Annotated in this window: 16 protein-coding genes; 2 read left to right on the top strand and 14 right to left on the bottom strand. The window is 67.5% G+C overall.

Annotated features, from left to right (window positions below):
- Positions 1-153 precede the first annotated feature (153 nt).
- From HDC96_RS00185 to HDC96_RS00155, 7 genes are all read right to left on the bottom strand, one after another.
- The gene (locus HDC96_RS00185; RefSeq protein ID WP_179458255.1) at positions 154-1401 is read right to left on the bottom strand and encodes an NAD(P)/FAD-dependent oxidoreductase; all 1248 of its coding nucleotides are present in this window, start codon (positions 1399-1401) and stop codon (positions 154-156) included.
- Positions 1402-1464: 63 nt separating this feature from the next.
- Positions 1465-1671: a cold-shock protein gene (locus HDC96_RS00180; RefSeq protein WP_019183439.1), complete on the bottom strand. Its 207-nt coding sequence runs from the start codon at positions 1669-1671 to the stop codon at positions 1465-1467.
- Between the two features lie 88 nt (positions 1672-1759).
- Positions 1760-2506 (bottom strand): S-methyl-5'-thioinosine phosphorylase, encoded by a 747-nt coding sequence (locus HDC96_RS00175; protein WP_179458254.1) that lies wholly within the window; start codon positions 2504-2506, stop codon positions 1760-1762.
- Positions 2506-3060, bottom strand: coding sequence for a hypoxanthine-guanine phosphoribosyltransferase (locus HDC96_RS00170; RefSeq protein WP_019183441.1), 555 nt, complete (start codon positions 3058-3060; stop codon positions 2506-2508). Before HDC96_RS00170 ends, HDC96_RS00175 begins: the two co-directional genes overlap by 1 nt.
- Complete coding sequence (nagZ, locus tag HDC96_RS00165) at positions 3060-4067, bottom strand: beta-N-acetylhexosaminidase (protein WP_179458253.1); 1008 nt, start codon at positions 4065-4067, stop codon at positions 3060-3062. The genes HDC96_RS00170 and nagZ overlap by 1 nt, the downstream gene beginning before the upstream one ends.
- Positions 4068-4134: 67 nt before the next feature.
- The gene (locus HDC96_RS00160; RefSeq protein WP_179458252.1) at positions 4135-4827 is read right to left on the bottom strand and encodes a DsbA family oxidoreductase; all 693 of its coding nucleotides are present in this window, start codon (positions 4825-4827) and stop codon (positions 4135-4137) included.
- A gap of 45 nt (positions 4828-4872) precedes the next feature.
- Positions 4873-5376 (bottom strand): CYTH domain-containing protein, encoded by a 504-nt coding sequence (locus HDC96_RS00155; protein ID WP_179458251.1) that lies wholly within the window; start codon positions 5374-5376, stop codon positions 4873-4875.
- 78 nt (positions 5377-5454) lie between these two features.
- Between HDC96_RS00155 and HDC96_RS00150 the strand changes: the two genes are divergently transcribed.
- Positions 5455-6066: a hypothetical protein gene (locus tag HDC96_RS00150; protein ID WP_179458250.1), complete on the top strand. Its 612-nt coding sequence runs from the start codon at positions 5455-5457 to the stop codon at positions 6064-6066.
- A 12-nt stretch (positions 6067-6078) separates the two neighbouring features.
- Here HDC96_RS00150 and rlmD read toward each other — a convergent pair whose 3' ends face one another.
- Positions 6079-7413, bottom strand: a complete 1335-nt coding sequence (gene rlmD, locus HDC96_RS00145) for a 23S rRNA (uracil(1939)-C(5))-methyltransferase RlmD (protein ID WP_179458249.1) — start codon at positions 7411-7413, stop codon at positions 6079-6081.
- A gap of 137 nt (positions 7414-7550) precedes the next feature.
- Between rlmD and HDC96_RS00140 the strand changes: the two genes are divergently transcribed.
- On the top strand, positions 7551-8285 hold the full coding sequence (locus HDC96_RS00140; RefSeq protein WP_179459560.1) for a response regulator: 735 nt from the start codon (positions 7551-7553) through the stop codon (positions 8283-8285).
- Between the two features lie 10 nt (positions 8286-8295).
- On the opposite strand, the gene recO is transcribed toward HDC96_RS00140, so the two are convergent.
- From recO to lepA, 6 genes are all read right to left on the bottom strand, one after another.
- On the bottom strand, positions 8296-9021 hold the full coding sequence (gene recO, locus HDC96_RS00135) for a DNA repair protein RecO (protein WP_179458248.1): 726 nt from the start codon (positions 9019-9021) through the stop codon (positions 8296-8298).
- 31 nt (positions 9022-9052) lie between these two features.
- Complete coding sequence (era, locus tag HDC96_RS00130) at positions 9053-9949, bottom strand: GTPase Era (RefSeq protein ID WP_121038751.1); 897 nt, start codon at positions 9947-9949, stop codon at positions 9053-9055.
- Positions 9946-10626, bottom strand: coding sequence for a ribonuclease III (gene rnc / locus HDC96_RS00125; RefSeq protein ID WP_179458247.1), 681 nt, complete (start codon positions 10624-10626; stop codon positions 9946-9948). The genes era and rnc overlap by 4 nt, the downstream gene beginning before the upstream one ends.
- Complete coding sequence (locus tag HDC96_RS00120) at positions 10616-10999, bottom strand: DUF4845 domain-containing protein (RefSeq protein WP_179458246.1); 384 nt, start codon at positions 10997-10999, stop codon at positions 10616-10618. The genes rnc and HDC96_RS00120 overlap by 11 nt, the downstream gene beginning before the upstream one ends.
- 32 nt (positions 11000-11031) lie before the next feature.
- Positions 11032-11826, bottom strand: coding sequence for a signal peptidase I (gene lepB / locus HDC96_RS00115; protein ID WP_179458245.1), 795 nt, complete (start codon positions 11824-11826; stop codon positions 11032-11034).
- A gap of 100 nt (positions 11827-11926) precedes the next feature.
- Positions 11927-13717 (bottom strand): translation elongation factor 4, encoded by a 1791-nt coding sequence (gene lepA / locus HDC96_RS00110; RefSeq protein ID WP_179459559.1) that lies wholly within the window; start codon positions 13715-13717, stop codon positions 11927-11929.
- Between the last annotated feature and the right edge of the window lie 68 nt (positions 13718-13785).

Genomic DNA, 13785 nt, shown 5'->3' with positions numbered 1-13785 from the left:
ACACCGCTTCGGCGTGAGCAGCACGGGGCGCGGGATGAAAAGCCGCGTACGCTGCGTTTGCCACGCTGTTGTCCCATGCCGACGGTGAGTCCACCGTCAATGAATGTTATTCCCGTCCTCACATCGGCGCGCAGGCACCGCGACGCCGCGTTATCAGCGGATGCCATCGGGTGCGTGCAAGGCGCGCATCGCCTGCGCGAAGCCGGGCGACAACGGCAGTCTGCCGAGCCAGCCGTGCTGCGTGCCGCTGAGCACGCGGAGCATGTGCCCGCGGCCGCCCGGCACGCGGCCCATCGGCTGGAACAGCAGATCGCGTGCGCGCGCCCAGCCGTCGCGCTCGGACTGGAACAACGGCGTCAGCCAGCGGCTCCAGTACTGGTAGATCGCGACATGGGCCCGGCGCTGCGCCTGGTAGGCCTGCAGCGCGGCATCGCGATCCGCATGGGTGCGCAGCGCATCGCGCAGCGCGATGGCGTCCATCAGGGCCATGTTCACGCCCTGCCCCAGCTGGGGACTCATCGCATGAGCGGCATCGCCGACCAGCACCAGCCGCTCGCGATGCCAACGCGAGAGCACCGCATCGCGATAGCCGGCGCGGGCCAGTTGCGCCGGTCCGGTCACGCCGGCGAGCCGCTCATGCGCCTGCGGCCACAGCGCGGCAACCTCATCGAGCCAGCGCGCCATGCCGTCACGCTCCCACTGCGCGAACCGGTCGCGGGGCAGGCTCCAGAAGAAACTCAGCTGCGGCGTGTCGTTGCCCGGTCGCGTCCCCACCGGCAGCAGGCCGATCATCCTGCGCGCGGCCACGTAGCGCTGCCGCAGTTCATCGATGTGCGGCCAATCGCCGCGCGGCAGCAGGCACCACAGCGCGCCCCACGGGTACTCGCGGTCCAGCGTGGTGCCCTGCACCTGCGCGCGCAGCGACGAGGCGGCGCCATCGGCGGCGATCACCAGGTCGTAAGGGCCATGCCAGTGCCCGCGTGCGTCGCGCAGGCGCCCCTGTGCGCTGTCCACCGCGACGATGGCGGTGTCGGCCTGCAGGTTGCCCGGGTGCTCCCAGGCATCGGCCAGCAGCGAGAACAGCGCGCCGCGCTGCATGCCTATCCCGTGCAGCGATGGATCCATATCGGCATAGCGCATGTCCATCACCGCGCGACCGCACGGGGTCTCGCCGTACAGCCGGCGCACGGCGGCCCCATGCCGGAGCACCGCCGGCAGCAGCTCCATCTGCCACAGCACGTCCAACCCGCTGGGCTGGAGCAGGAACCCCGCCCCGACCGGACCGGGCGTGGTGGCACGCTCGAACACGTGCACGTCGTGATGGTCACGTGAAAGCAGGATCGACAAGGCTTGGCCAGCCGTGCCGTAGCCGACGATGGCGATGGTGCGACGAGGGGTCATGCGCGGACTCACTGATAAAAAAAACCCCGCCGAAGCGGGGTTTTCAATGCGCAGCTGAAAAAATCACTCAGCCGGCACGATGTTCGAGGCTTGGGCGCCCTTCGGGCCCTGGGTCACGTCATAGGTGACCTTCTGGCCTTCCTGCAGACTGCGGAAGCCCTTGGAGTTGATCGCGGAGAAGTGCGCGAAGACGTCGGCGCTGCCGTCCTCCGGCGAGATAAAGCCAAATCCCTTGGCGTCGTTGAACCACTTGACGGTACCGTTCGGCATGGTGATGCGAGACCTTCTTCTATGAATGGGTGGTGTACGCTCAACCAGCGCACTGGCGGAGTATGCAAACCTTGTACCGGAATGACAATCACCCCCGTGCCAATTCACCGATCAATTCGGGCAGGCCGGAGGAGGCAGCGTCCACATTGGCCAGCACTTCGGCCATCGTGATTTCATCGCCATCGCCACAGCCGGCGGCCCAGTTGGCCACGATCGCCAGGCAGGCGTAGTCCAGTCCAAGCTCACGGGCCAGGCTGGCTTCGGGCATGCCGGTCATGCCGACCAGATCGCAGCCATCACGGCGCATGCGCGCGATTTCCGCATTGGTTTCCAGCCGCGGGCCCTGGGTGGCGCCGTAGCAGCCACCGTCCTGCAGGCGCACGCCGGTGACTTTCGCCGCGGCCAGTACCTTGCTGCGCAGCATCGGCGTGTACGGATGGCCGAAGTCGACGTGCAGCACGTCGGTATCCGGTTCTTCGCACAGGGTCGAGATGCGCCCCCAGGTGTAGTCGATCAGCTGGTCCGGGCAGGCCAGCACGCGCGGGCCGAAGTGCTCGGTGATCCCGCCGACCGTGTTGAGCGCAAGCACGCGCTGCGCGCCGATCTGCTGGAGCGCAGCGAGATTGGCGCGGTAGTTGATCTTGTGCGGCGGCAGCGAATGGCCTTCGCCATGGCGCGCCAGGAAGGCCACGCGCTGGCCCAGCAGCGTGCCGACCCGGATCGGACCGGACGGCGTGCCGTAACGGGTCTCGACCTGGTGGCTGCTCACGTCGTCGAGCTGGGCCAGCTTGTAGACGCCGGTGCCGCCGATGACGGCGAGGGAAATGTGTTCCATCATTCCTTCATCGCGTAGATGGCCGGCACGCAGCGCAGCGTCTCGTTGACGTCCATGCCGAAACCGAACACATAGCGGTCCGGCAGGTCGATGCCGGCGTAGTCGGCCTTGACGTCCGGCAGCGCGCGGTCGTGCAGCTTGACCGTCAGCGCGGCGATGCGCACGTCGGTCGCGCCCTGCTCCAGGCACCAGGTGCGCACGCCCTGCAGCGTGTAGCCCTCGTCGAGGATGTCATCGACCAGCAGCACGCGGCGGCCGAACAGCGCGGTGGCCGGCTTGTGCTTCCAGACCAGGTCGCCGCCGGTGGTTTCACCGCGGTAGCGGGTGGCGTGCAGGTAATCGAACTGCACATCCTGGCCGCGTGCGCCCAGTTCCAGCGCGAGCTGGCCGGCGAACGGCAGCGCGCCGTGCATGATCGACAGGAACAGCGGGACCTCGCCCTTGTAATCGCGCGCGATGGCGTCGGCGATGCCAGCGATGGCCTTGTCGATGGTGGGACGGTCGACCAGCAGGTCGGCCTGGGCCAGGGCCTGGGAAATGGTGAGGTTGGGCATCAGACGGTTCTTCCAAGGGTGTCAAGCAAACGGGATTGGGTGGTGCCATGGCGGGAATCGGCCAGCAGGCCGTCCCAGCCCAGCGCGCCGCGACCGATCAGGCCCAGCAGCGCAGCAGTGTTGAGGGTGCGGCCTTCGACCGCGCGCAGCGATTCTTCCACCAGTTCGGGGTGGCAGACCAGCACCACGTCGCAGCCGGCGTCCAGGTGCGCATCCACGCGCGCCTTGACGCCACCGGCCGAGAACGAGGCCGCCATGCCGATGTCATCGGAGAAGACCACGCCGCGGAAGCCCATCTCCTCGCGCAGGATCTGCTGGATCCAGCGCGGCGAGTAGCCGGCCGGCTCCGGCGCGACCTGCGGGTAGACCACGTGGGCCATCATCACCGCATCGGCGCCGGCGCAGATGCCGGCCGCGAACGGGACCAGGTCCAGCGCGCGCAGTTCATCGAGCGTGCGCGGGTCGCTGGCATCGTCGACATGGGTGTCTTCCAGCACGGTGCCGTGGCCCGGGAAATGCTTGAGCGTGGCCGCCATGCCGACGCTGTGCATCCCGCGCACATAGGCCGCGGTGAACGCAGCCACCACCTGCGGATCGGCGCTGAAGGCGCGATCGCCGATGGCCCGGTTGCCGCGACCCAGATCGACCACGGGCGCGAAGCTGAGGTCCACGCCGCTGGCGCGCACTTCGCTGGCCATCAGCCAGGCGTGCTGCTCGGCCAGGGCCAGCGCAGCCTCCGGATCGGTGGCATACAGGGCATCGAAGCCCTGCAGCGGCGGCAGTGCGCTGTAGCCCTCACGGAAGCGCTGCACGCGCCCGCCTTCCTGGTCCACGCAGATCAGCTGCGGGCGCGGCGCGGCGGCGCGGATCGCCGCCGACAGCTCGGCCACCTGCTCGCGCGAGGCGAAGTTGCGCTTGAACAGGATGACGCCGGCCACGGCGTCGTGCTGCAGCCATTCGCGTTCCTGGGCGGTGAGTTCGGTCCCGGCAACGCCGATCACGAGCATGGGGTGTCTCCAATACGGGGCGCCACCATGGCGCACCGCCGCATTGTCGCAGAACCCGCGCGCAGCGTCAGACCTCGCAGCCGTCCGGGCCGCAGCCGTCGCCCTGCCCGGCAGCCCCTGCGGGCGAACGTTCCGCCGCGATCTGGCGCAGTGCCTGGGCGAAGGCCTCCGGCGGCTGGGCACCCTGGATGGCGTACGTGTCGTCGATCACAAAGGTGGGCACCGACTGAATGCCAAAGCGCTGCGCCTGTGCCAGCTGCGCCTGGATCTCCTCCAGCCCCTCCTCGCCCGCCAGCAGCGCGGTGATGCGCCCGGCGTCGAGACCACCGGCAGCGCCGGCGGCGATCAGGGTCTGCGGGTCGGCCAGGTTGCGGCCCTCCACGAAATGCGCGCGGAACAGCGCCTCGCCGACCGCGGCCTGGACGCCTTCACGCCCGGCCAGCCACATCAGACGGTGCGCCGGCAGCGTAGTGACCCGGACCTGGCCCTGGTCGAAGTCCATCGGCAGGCCTTCGGCGCGCGCCGTGGTCTGGGTCTGGGTCAGGATCTGTTCGGTGCGCTCGGCGCTGCCGAACTTGGCCGCGTAGGCCTCGCGCAGCGGGACGGGCGTGGTTCCCGCGTCGGGGTCGAGCAGGAACGGGTGCCAGTGCACCTCCACGTCGGGCGCGTCATCGCCCAGCAACGCCAGGCCCTGCTGGAACCGGTGCTTGCCGATCCAGCACCAGGGGCACACCACATCCGACCAGATATCGATTTTCATCTGGCCAGACTGTGGGTGCTGCGGGGCGTTTACAAGGTCTGGCGGTCAGCCGCGTTCAGCGCTGGACCAGCGTGAAAACGGGTGCGCGGCCAGCGCCAGATTGTAATAACGGACCTCGTCGGTCACTTCAGCGCCGGCCCAGTCGGGCAGCGTGATCGACTGATCGGCGTGCTCGAGCTCGACTTCGGCCACCACCAGCCCGGCGTTCTCGCCCAGGAATTCATCCACTTCCCAGAGCAGCCCCTCGTGCTCGACCAGATGCCGGCGCTTGTCGATCAGCCCGCCGACACACAGCGCCAGCAGCGCGCGCGCATCGTCCACCGGGATCGGGTAATCGAACTCCTGCCGGGTAGGCCCGATCTCGCGCGATTTCATGTTGAGGAAGGCCTGCTCGCCCTGGATGCGCACGCGCACGGAGGCCTTCTGTGCGCCACTGTCGAGCGAGGCGGTGTCGTTGAGATAGCCCTGCGCCATCGGGATCACCGCGTGTGCGGCGGTGCGCCAGCCTTCGCCGGTGACGAGGTATTTGCGTTCGATTTCGATGCCCATGCGCCCAGTATGCGGCGATCCCGGCACGGCGGCCACGCGCTGCTTCTATACTGGCCAGCTGCCCTGCAAGGACGCCCGATGAAGCCCCTGTTCCCCACCCTGCTGCTGTCGTTGCTGCCGCTGGGCGTGTCGGCCGCAACGCCGCCCTCGCACGCGCAGATCGAAGCGTCCATCATGGCCATGATCGAGGCCGAGAAGAAGCCGGCCGCCTCCGCCCAGGATCTGGTGCTGCAGTCGATGTTCACCCCGCGCGGATTCGAGCACGGGCCGTGCTTCGCCAGCACGACGGTGACCGGCGCGTACGAGTGCCTGGTCGGCATGGAGATCGGCCTCAAGAACCGCTACCGGATGCTGCGCTTCGTCCCGCAGGGGATGGGCTGGGCGATGCAGCGCGCCGATGTCGATGCGCCGGTTCCTCCGCGTGAGCGCGTCCGCGAACTGCTCGTCGAGCAGCTCGATCATCGTGCCGCGGCCATCGACGATGCCGCTGCCCGCGAGGAACTGCGCGCCTTCCAGCAGGGCCTGCAGATCCTGGCGATCGAGGACTGCGAACTGCGCAGTACGGAGGCAGCGGAGATCCGCTGCGATGTCACCGCCGGGGACGGCACCGAGCGCGGTACCGACCCGCAGACCTATGTGTTCGATGCACAGGGCAAGTGGCAGAACGCCGCGGCGGAAGACCGCCGCTGAGCCCGGACGCGGTCAGCGCTTTTCGAACACCGCGATGCTTTCCACGTGCGCGGTGTGCGGGAACATGTCCATCGCGCCGGCCGAGACCAGGGTGAAACCCTGCTCGTTGACCAGGTAGCCGGCGTCGCGCGCCAGCGAGCCGGGATGGCAGCTCACGTAGACGATCCGCTTGAACTGCTTCAGCGGCAGCTGCTGCAGCACTTCGATCGCGCCCGAGCGCGGCGGATCCAGCAGCAGCTTGTCGAAGCCCTGGCGCATCCACGACGCCTGGCGCTGGTCCTGGGTCAGGTCGGCGGCATGGAACTCGGCATTCTCCAGGCCGTTGCGCACGGCGTTCTCTTTCGCACGCGCGACCAGGCCGGCATCACCTTCTACGCCGACGACGTTGCGAACGGTACGCGCCAGCGGCAGGGTGAAGTTGCCCAGGCCGCAGAACAGATCGAGCACGCGCTCGTCGGGGCCGGCATCGAGCAGCGCCAGCGCGTGCGCGATCATCTGCACGTTGAGCTTGGCGTTGACCTGGATGAAGTCCAGCGGGCGGAACGCCAGCTCCACATCCCACGGCGCCAGCTTGAACGACAGCGGCACCTCGGCCGGCCACAGCGGATGCACGGACTCCACGCCACCGGGCTGCAGCGAGATCGCGAAGCCGTGCTCCTGCCCGAAGGCGGTCCAGGCCGCGCGGTCAGCGTCGCTGAGCGGCTGCATGTGGCGGATGGTCAGGACGATCGCGTCATCGCCGGCAATGAATTCGATCTGGGGGATATCGCGTTTGCCATCCAGCGTTTCGATGAACTCGGACAGCACGCCGACCTTCATGCCGATTTCCGGGATGACGGTCAGGCACTGGCTCAGGTCCGCGACGAAGCGCGGATCGAGCTCGCGGAAGCCGACCAGGGTCTTGTCCTTCTTCTCGACGCGGCGCACCGAGAAGCGGCCCTTGCGGCGGTAGCCCCAGCTGTCACCGACCAGCGGTGGCAGCACGGTGCCAGGGCTGACGTGGCCGATCCGGGTCAGGTTGTCGATCAGCACGCGCTGCTTGGCCACGATCTGCTGCGACTCCTCCAGATGCTGCAGCACGCAGCCGGCGCAGACGCCGAAATGCGGGCAGCGCGGGGTCACCCGCTGCGGCGAGGCCTGTACCACCTCGAGGGTCCGGGCTTCATCGAAATGGCGGTTGCGCGCGGTCGGTTCGGCGGTCACCACCTCGCCCGGCAGCGCGCCGGTGATGAAGGTGACCTTGCCACCCTCGCCGTCGCGGCGGGCAACGCCACGGCCATCATGGCTGAGGTCGAGGATGTCGGTCTGGAAGGGGGTACGGTCGAGGCGGGAGCGGGTTCGGGCCACGTGGCAACAGGCTGCGGGCAAAAAGGGTGCGTATTGTCGCAGATACCAACTGCCAACTGACTTGCCGCCCGCTGAAACCGCTTGCAGGCCGAGCCTTCGCGTTTACTATGGAGGCAGCTGACATGGAGGCAGCCCATATGCAGATGACCCCGAGGGATCCCATGCCCCGATTCCTGCTCGTCGAGGACGACACCATCAGCCGCGGCTTCTTCAAGGCCGCGCTGGAAACCCTGCCGGCCCAGGTCGATACCGCCGATTCACTGGCGACGGCCATGGACCGCGCCCGCGGCAGCCAGCATGACCTGTGGCTGATCGACGTCAACCTGCCCGACGGCAATGGCACCCAACTGCTGCAGGAGCTGCGCCGCTCGCGGCCGGACACCCCGGCGCTGGCGCACACTGCCGACGGCGATACCTCGATCCACTCGCGCCTGCGCGACGCCGGCTTCAGCGAAACCCTGGTCAAGCCGCTGAGCCGCGAACACCTGCTCAAGGCGGTCCGCCGTGCGCTGGTGCATACCGCGGGCAGCCTGTCGGCCCCGCTCGACCCGGACGCGGACGATGCCGACAGCCCGCGCCAGGATTGGGACGAGACCACCGCCCTGGCTGCACTGAATGGGCAGCGCCACCACCTGATCGCCCTGCGCGAACTGTTCCTGGCCGAGTTGCCGGGGGTGCGCGACGCCGTGGCCCAGGCCCTGCGCGAGGACGATGTGCGGGCCCTGCGGGGGCAGCTGCATCGGCTGCAGGCGAGCTGCGGGTTCGTCGGCGCCGCACGCCTGGCGCGGGCGGTCCGCCAGCTGCACCAGGCGCCGGAATCCACCGGTGCCCAGGGACGCTTCCGCGTGGCGGTCGACGCGCTGCTGCAGTAGATTCCCGGCGCTACGTGCGCCGCCGGGCCAGGTCCTCCAGCATTTCCCAGGATTTCAGGCCGCGTCCGCCCAGATGGTGCATCAGCACCGCGCGCATCGGCCGGCGCAGGCTGCCCAGATCCTCGGGCCCGGGCATCGCATCGGTGGCCAGCGCCAGCAAGGCGCTGCCGGTCGCCGTCCCACGGCGCTGATCGACACCGCGGTCGCTGAGCAGCCGACGCGGCCCCTCCTGCGGGTCCAGTTCGTAGCGCGCGGCCGGGTCGACCGGCTCGTCATCGCTGCCGTGCAGCAGATCGAAGCCGAAGCCCAGCGCTTCCAGCAGATCGCGCTCGAAACGCCGCAGGGTCCAGGCCAATGGCTCGCCATCGCGCAACCGGGCACGCACCTGCGCGTAGTGGTCATAGAGCTCGGGCAGCGGGTCCTGGCGGGGCGCCAGCCGCATCATCAGCTCGTTGATGTAGAACCCGGCCAGCATCGCCTCGCCGGTCAGCCGCGGCGCGGCATCAAGCGCTTCAGCACCACGCAGCTGGGCCAGTTCGCCCCGCTGCACGGCGGTCAGGCGGATCCACTGCAACGGCTGCAGGGCCGCGCGCAGCGCCTGGCTGCGCGGGCTGGAGACACCCCGGGCGAGCACCCCGATCCGGCCGTACTGCTCGGTCAGCACTTCAACCAGCAGGCTGGTCTCCCGCCACGCCCGGGCGTGCAATACGAAGGCCGGCTCATCCTCGATGCGCATGGCTCAACCGCCCGGGGCCGGGATGGCCGGCTTATTCGTAGCCGAATGCCTTGAGCGCGGCTTCGTCGTCGGACCAGCCTTCGCGCACGCGGACCCAGGTTTCCAGGAAGACCTTGGCCCCGAACAGGCGCTCCATCTGCAGGCGCGACTTGGCCCCGATTTCCTTCAGGCGGGTGCCGGCCTTGCCGATCACGATCGCCTTCTGGCCTTCGCGCTCGACCCAGATCACCGCGCCGATGCGCAGCAGGTTGCCGTCTTCGACGAAGCGCTCGATCTCGACCGTGGTCGCATACGGCAGTTCCTCACCGAGCTGGCGCATCAGCTGCTCGCGCACCAGTTCTCCGGCCAGGAACCGCTGGCTGCGGTCGGTGATCTCGTCCTCGCCGAACATCGGCGGGGCTTCCGGCAACAGCTTCATCAGGTCGCGGACCAGCGACTCCAGGCCGTTGCGCTTCTGCGCCGAGATCGGATGCACGGCCGCGAACGTGCGGCCTTCGGTGACCTGCTGCAGGAACGGCAGGAGGGCGCCCTTGTCCTTGAGGCGGTCGATCTTGTTGACCACCAGCACCACCGGGATGCCCGAGTCGCTGAGCACGTTGAAGGCCAGGGTGTCTTCGTCATCCCAGCGGCCGGCCTCGATCACCAGCATGCCGGCGTCCACGCCCTCGAGCGAGCCGCGCGCGGCGCGGTTCATCACCCGGTTCATGGCGCGCTTCTGCGCGCGGTGCAGGCCGGGGGTGTCGACCAGGACGATCTGGCCCTCCGGGTAGCTGGCAATGCCCAGCAACCGGTGCCGCGTGGTCTGCGGGCGGTTGGAGACGATGCTGACCTTGGCGCCCACCAGGGCGTTGGTCAGGGTGGATTTACCGACGTTGGGGCGACCGATGACGGCCACGCTGCCGGAACGATGGGGGGTTGCTTCGTTCACTTGGAATCCAGTTGCTCAAGGGCGGCGGCAGCCGCTTGTTGTTCGGCCAGCCGTCGCGAGGCACCTTCGCCTTCGGTGCTGACAGCGGGGTCGGTTACGCCGCAGCGTACCCGGAAGGTCTTGGCATGATCGTCACCCGATTCTGACACCAGCTCGTACTGGGGCAGCGCCTTCTGTCGGGCCTGCAGCCATTCCTGCAGCCGCGTCTTGGGGTCTTTCTCGGGCTTGCCGGTGGCCGGCAGGGCCTGCATCGAGGCGCTGAACCAGGGCAGCACCACCGTGCCGCAGGCGGCAAACCCGGCATCGAGGTAGATCGCGGCGACGACCGCCTCCAGTGCATCGGCCAGGATGGAGTCGCGGCGATGGCCGCCGGTCTTCATCTCGCCGGGGCCCAGGATCAGGCGCTCGCCCAGCTGCAGCTCACGCGCGATCACCGCCAGCGCGCCTTCACGCACCAGCTCGGCGCGGGCACGGGTCAGCGCGCCCTCGTCGGCCTTGGGCCAGCGTTCGTAGAGCGCCTGGGCCACCATCATGTTGACGATGCTGTCGCCGAGGAATTCCAGCCGCTCATTGTTGGGCGTGCCGGCGCTGCGATGCGTCAGCGCCTGCTGGAGCAGGCCCGGATCGTTGAAGGCGTGACCGATCAGGTCACCGCGTTGGAAGGTCTTAGTCGGCACCGCTGCGGGTCAATTCCTGGTTTGAATCAAATTTGCCCACCACGTCCAGGTTGCCGATCATTTCACGGCGCACTTCGTAGTAGACCTTCATGTTCCAGCCGCCATCGATGCGATCGAACTTCACGTCGGCGGGTTTCACGTTTTCGGAGTAGTTGATGTACAGCCGCTTGAAGAACATGTCCTGGATGCGGCGCGGCTCCATGTTGCCCACGCCGGGCTCCTTGGCCAGGCTCTTCATCGCCGAACGGACGGCGTAGTACTCCTGGTACATCGGGAACAGCTTCATGCCGATATACAGGCCGAAGGCGACCACGATCAGCACCACCAGGAACGAGGTCAAGGTGATGCCGCGCTGCGATGTCATGTTCTTCATTGCGTTCTCCCCAGATACGCGTGTGTCATGGATCAATGGATAGCCGTGCCGATCCGCGACGGTTCGAAGCCGTCCTTGCAGAACCAGCCCGAGCAGTTCAGCCAGATCAGGAACGCCTTGCCCCGGAGGTTCTCTTCCGGCAACAGACCCCAGAAACGGCCGTCGTCACTGTTGTCGCGATTGTCGCCCATCACCAGATACTTGCCGGCGGGGACGGTCCACTGCCCTTCGCCGCGGGCGTAATCGGTCTCCAGCACGGTATGCGTGCGGCCCGGCAGGTGCTCGACCAGCAGCGAACTGCCCTCGCCCTGGCCGTTGTGGCCGGCGTACAGGCCCTTGTTGTCGTATTTGACCGGCTCGCCATTGAGGATCAGGCCGTTGCCCTGGAACTCGATCTGGTCGCCCGGCACGCCGATCACGCGCTTGATGAAGTTCTCGCCCTTGGCCGGATCGTTGTCCGAATGGCCCGGGAAATGGAACACCACCACGTCGCCGCGCTTGGGCTCGTCGAACGGGATCACCTTCGCGTTGTTCAGCGGCAGGCGCAGGCCGTAGGAGAACTTGTTGACCAGGATGAAATCGCCGATCAGCAGGTTGGGCATCATCGAGCTGGACGGGATCTTGTACGGTTCGGCGATGAAGCTGCGCACCACCAGCACGATCGCCAGCACCGGGAAGAACGCCCGCGCGTAGTCGACCATCACCGGCTCGGTGTCCAGCAGGCCGGCGCGCTGGGCGCGGCGCTTGGCGAAGTACAGCTTTTCGGCCAGCAGGATCAGGCCCGAGGCCAACGTCAGTACGACCAGGAGGAGCTCAAACAATTTCATGCAGTGTCCTTGGGAACGATTGCAGCGGTGTGGTGTGCCCCTGCGCGTCCGGCGACACCGATCCGGTGCCGCCCGCCGCTGCCGGGAAAGCCATCCGGCCTTACTTGTCCATCTGCAGCACGGCCAGGAAGGCTTCCTGCGGGATTTCCACGCGGCCGACCTGCTTCATGCGCTTCTTGCCTTCCTTCTGTTTCTCGAGCAGCTTCTTCTTGCGCGAAACGTCGCCACCATAGCACTTGGCCAGCACGTTCTTGCGCATCGCCTTGACCGTGGTGCGCGAGATGATCTGCGAGCCGACGGCGGCCTGGATCGCCACGTCGAACTGCTGGCGCGGGATCAGTTCCTTCATCTTCTCGCACAGCTCGCGGCCGCGGCGGTCGGCATGGCTGCGGTGCACGATCAGCGACAGCGCATCGACCTTGTCGCCGTTGATCAGCACGTCCACGCGGACGAACGGGCCGGCATCGAAGCGCACGAAGTGATAGTCCAGCGAGGCATAGCCACGGCTGACCGACTTGAGCTTGTCGAAGAAGTCCAGCACCACTTCGGCCATCGGCAGCTCATAGCTGATCTGCACCTGGCTGCCCAGGTAGTTGATGCCGATCTGGCTGCCGCGCTTTTCCTCGCACAGCTTGATGATGTTGCCGATGTACTCCTCGGGGGTGAGTACGTTGGCGCGGATGATCGGCTCGCGGATCTCATCGACCATGTTCACCGGCGGCAGCTTGGCCGGGTTGTCCATGTTGATGATGGTGCCGTCGGTCTTGAGCACTTCATAGACCACGGTCGGCGCGGTGCTGATCAGGTCCAGGTTGTACTCGCGCTCCAGGCGCTCCTGCACGATTTCCATGTGCAGCATGCCCAGGAAGCCGCAGCGGAAGCCGAAGCCCATGGCCTCGGAGCTTTCCGGCTCGAAGCGCAGCGCGGCATCGTTCAGGCGCAGCTTGTCCAGCGCTTCGCGCAGGTCCGGGTAATCCTCGGCATCGACCGGGAACAGGCCGGCGAACACGCGCGGCTGCATTTCCTGGAAGCCCGGCAGCGGCGTGGCGGCCGGATCGGCGGCCAGGGTCAGGGTGTCGCCGACCGGCGCACCGTGCACGTCCTTGATGCTGGCCGTCACCCAGCCCACCTCACCGGCGTTCAGTGCCGGCAGCACCTTGCGCTTGGGGGTGAACACGCCGACGTTGTCGACCTGGTGATTGCGGCCGGTGGACATCACCTGCAGCTTGTCGCCGGCCTTGATCTGGCCCTGCATCACGCGCACCAGCGAGACCACGCCCAGGTAGTTGTCGAACCACGAGTCGATGATCAGCGCCTGCAGCTTGTCGGTATCGCGCGGCACCGGCGGCGGAATGCGATGCACGATCGCCTCCAGCACGTCGCCCACGTTCAGGCCGGTCTTGGCGCTGACCGCCACGGCGTCGGTGGCATCGATGCCGATCACGGCCTCGATCTCGGCCTTGGCACGGTCGATGTCGGCGGTGGGCAGATCGATCTTGTTGATCACCGGCACCACTTCCAGCCCCTGTTCGACGGCCGTGTAGCAGTTGGCCACGGACTGCGCTTCCACGCCCTGGGCCGCATCGACCACCAGCAGCGCGCCTTCGCAGGCGGCCAGCGAGCGGCTGACTTCATAGGAGAAGTCGACATGCCCGGGGGTGTCGATGAAGTTCAGGTGGTAGGTGTGGCCGTCTTTGGCGACGTACGGCAGCGAGACCGACTGGGCCTTGATGGTGATGCCACGCTCGCGCTCGATCGGGTTCGAGTCGAGCACCTGCGCCTCCATCTCACGGGCCTGGAGGCCGCCGCAAAGCTGGATGATGCGATCGGCCAGCGTGGACTTGCCGTGGTCGACGTGGGCGATGATGGAGAAGTTGCGGATGAACCGCATCGAATCAGAAGACATAGGTGGCGGCGGCGCGTCGCGTCGTCAGGATGACTGCGGATTATCGCATGGCC

It is taken from the genome of Stenotrophomonas sp. JAI102, assembly GCF_013409105.1.
Classification (GTDB): domain Bacteria; phylum Pseudomonadota; class Gammaproteobacteria; order Xanthomonadales; family Xanthomonadaceae; genus Stenotrophomonas; species Stenotrophomonas maltophilia_AA.
This window is presented reverse-complemented; position numbering and strand designations above follow the sequence as displayed.

Bases quoted from the DNA above. Each gene is read 5' to 3' on its own strand.
- HDC96_RS00185 (WP_179458255.1), bottom strand. From the start codon at position 1,401: ATGACCCCTCGTCGCACCATCGCCATCGTCGGCTACGGCACGGCTGGC.
- HDC96_RS00180 (WP_019183439.1), bottom strand. From the start codon at position 1,671: ATGCCGAACGGTACCGTCAAGTGGTTCAACGACGCCAAGGGATTTGGC.
- HDC96_RS00175 (WP_179458254.1), bottom strand. From the start codon at position 2,506: ATGGAACACATTTCCCTCGCCGTCATCGGCGGCACCGGCGTCTACAAG.
- HDC96_RS00170 (WP_019183441.1), bottom strand. From the start codon at position 3,060: ATGCCCAACCTCACCATTTCCCAGGCCCTGGCCCAGGCCGACCTGCTG.
- nagZ (WP_179458253.1), bottom strand. From the start codon at position 4,067: ATGCTCGTGATCGGCGTTGCCGGGACCGAACTCACCGCCCAGGAACGC.
- HDC96_RS00160 (WP_179458252.1), bottom strand. From the start codon at position 4,827: ATGAAAATCGATATCTGGTCGGATGTGGTGTGCCCCTGGTGCTGGATC.
- HDC96_RS00155 (WP_179458251.1), bottom strand. From the start codon at position 5,376: ATGGGCATCGAAATCGAACGCAAATACCTCGTCACCGGCGAAGGCTGG.
- HDC96_RS00150 (WP_179458250.1), top strand. From the start codon at position 5,455: ATGAAGCCCCTGTTCCCCACCCTGCTGCTGTCGTTGCTGCCGCTGGGC.
- HDC96_RS00140 (WP_179459560.1), top strand. From the start codon at position 7,551: ATGCAGATGACCCCGAGGGATCCCATGCCCCGATTCCTGCTCGTCGAG.
- recO (WP_179458248.1), bottom strand. From the start codon at position 9,021: ATGCGCATCGAGGATGAGCCGGCCTTCGTATTGCACGCCCGGGCGTGG.
- HDC96_RS00120 (WP_179458246.1), bottom strand. From the start codon at position 10,999: ATGAAGAACATGACATCGCAGCGCGGCATCACCTTGACCTCGTTCCTG.
- lepB (WP_179458245.1), bottom strand. From the start codon at position 11,826: ATGAAATTGTTTGAGCTCCTCCTGGTCGTACTGACGTTGGCCTCGGGC.
- lepA (WP_179459559.1), bottom strand. From the start codon at position 13,717: ATGCGGTTCATCCGCAACTTCTCCATCATCGCCCACGTCGACCACGGC.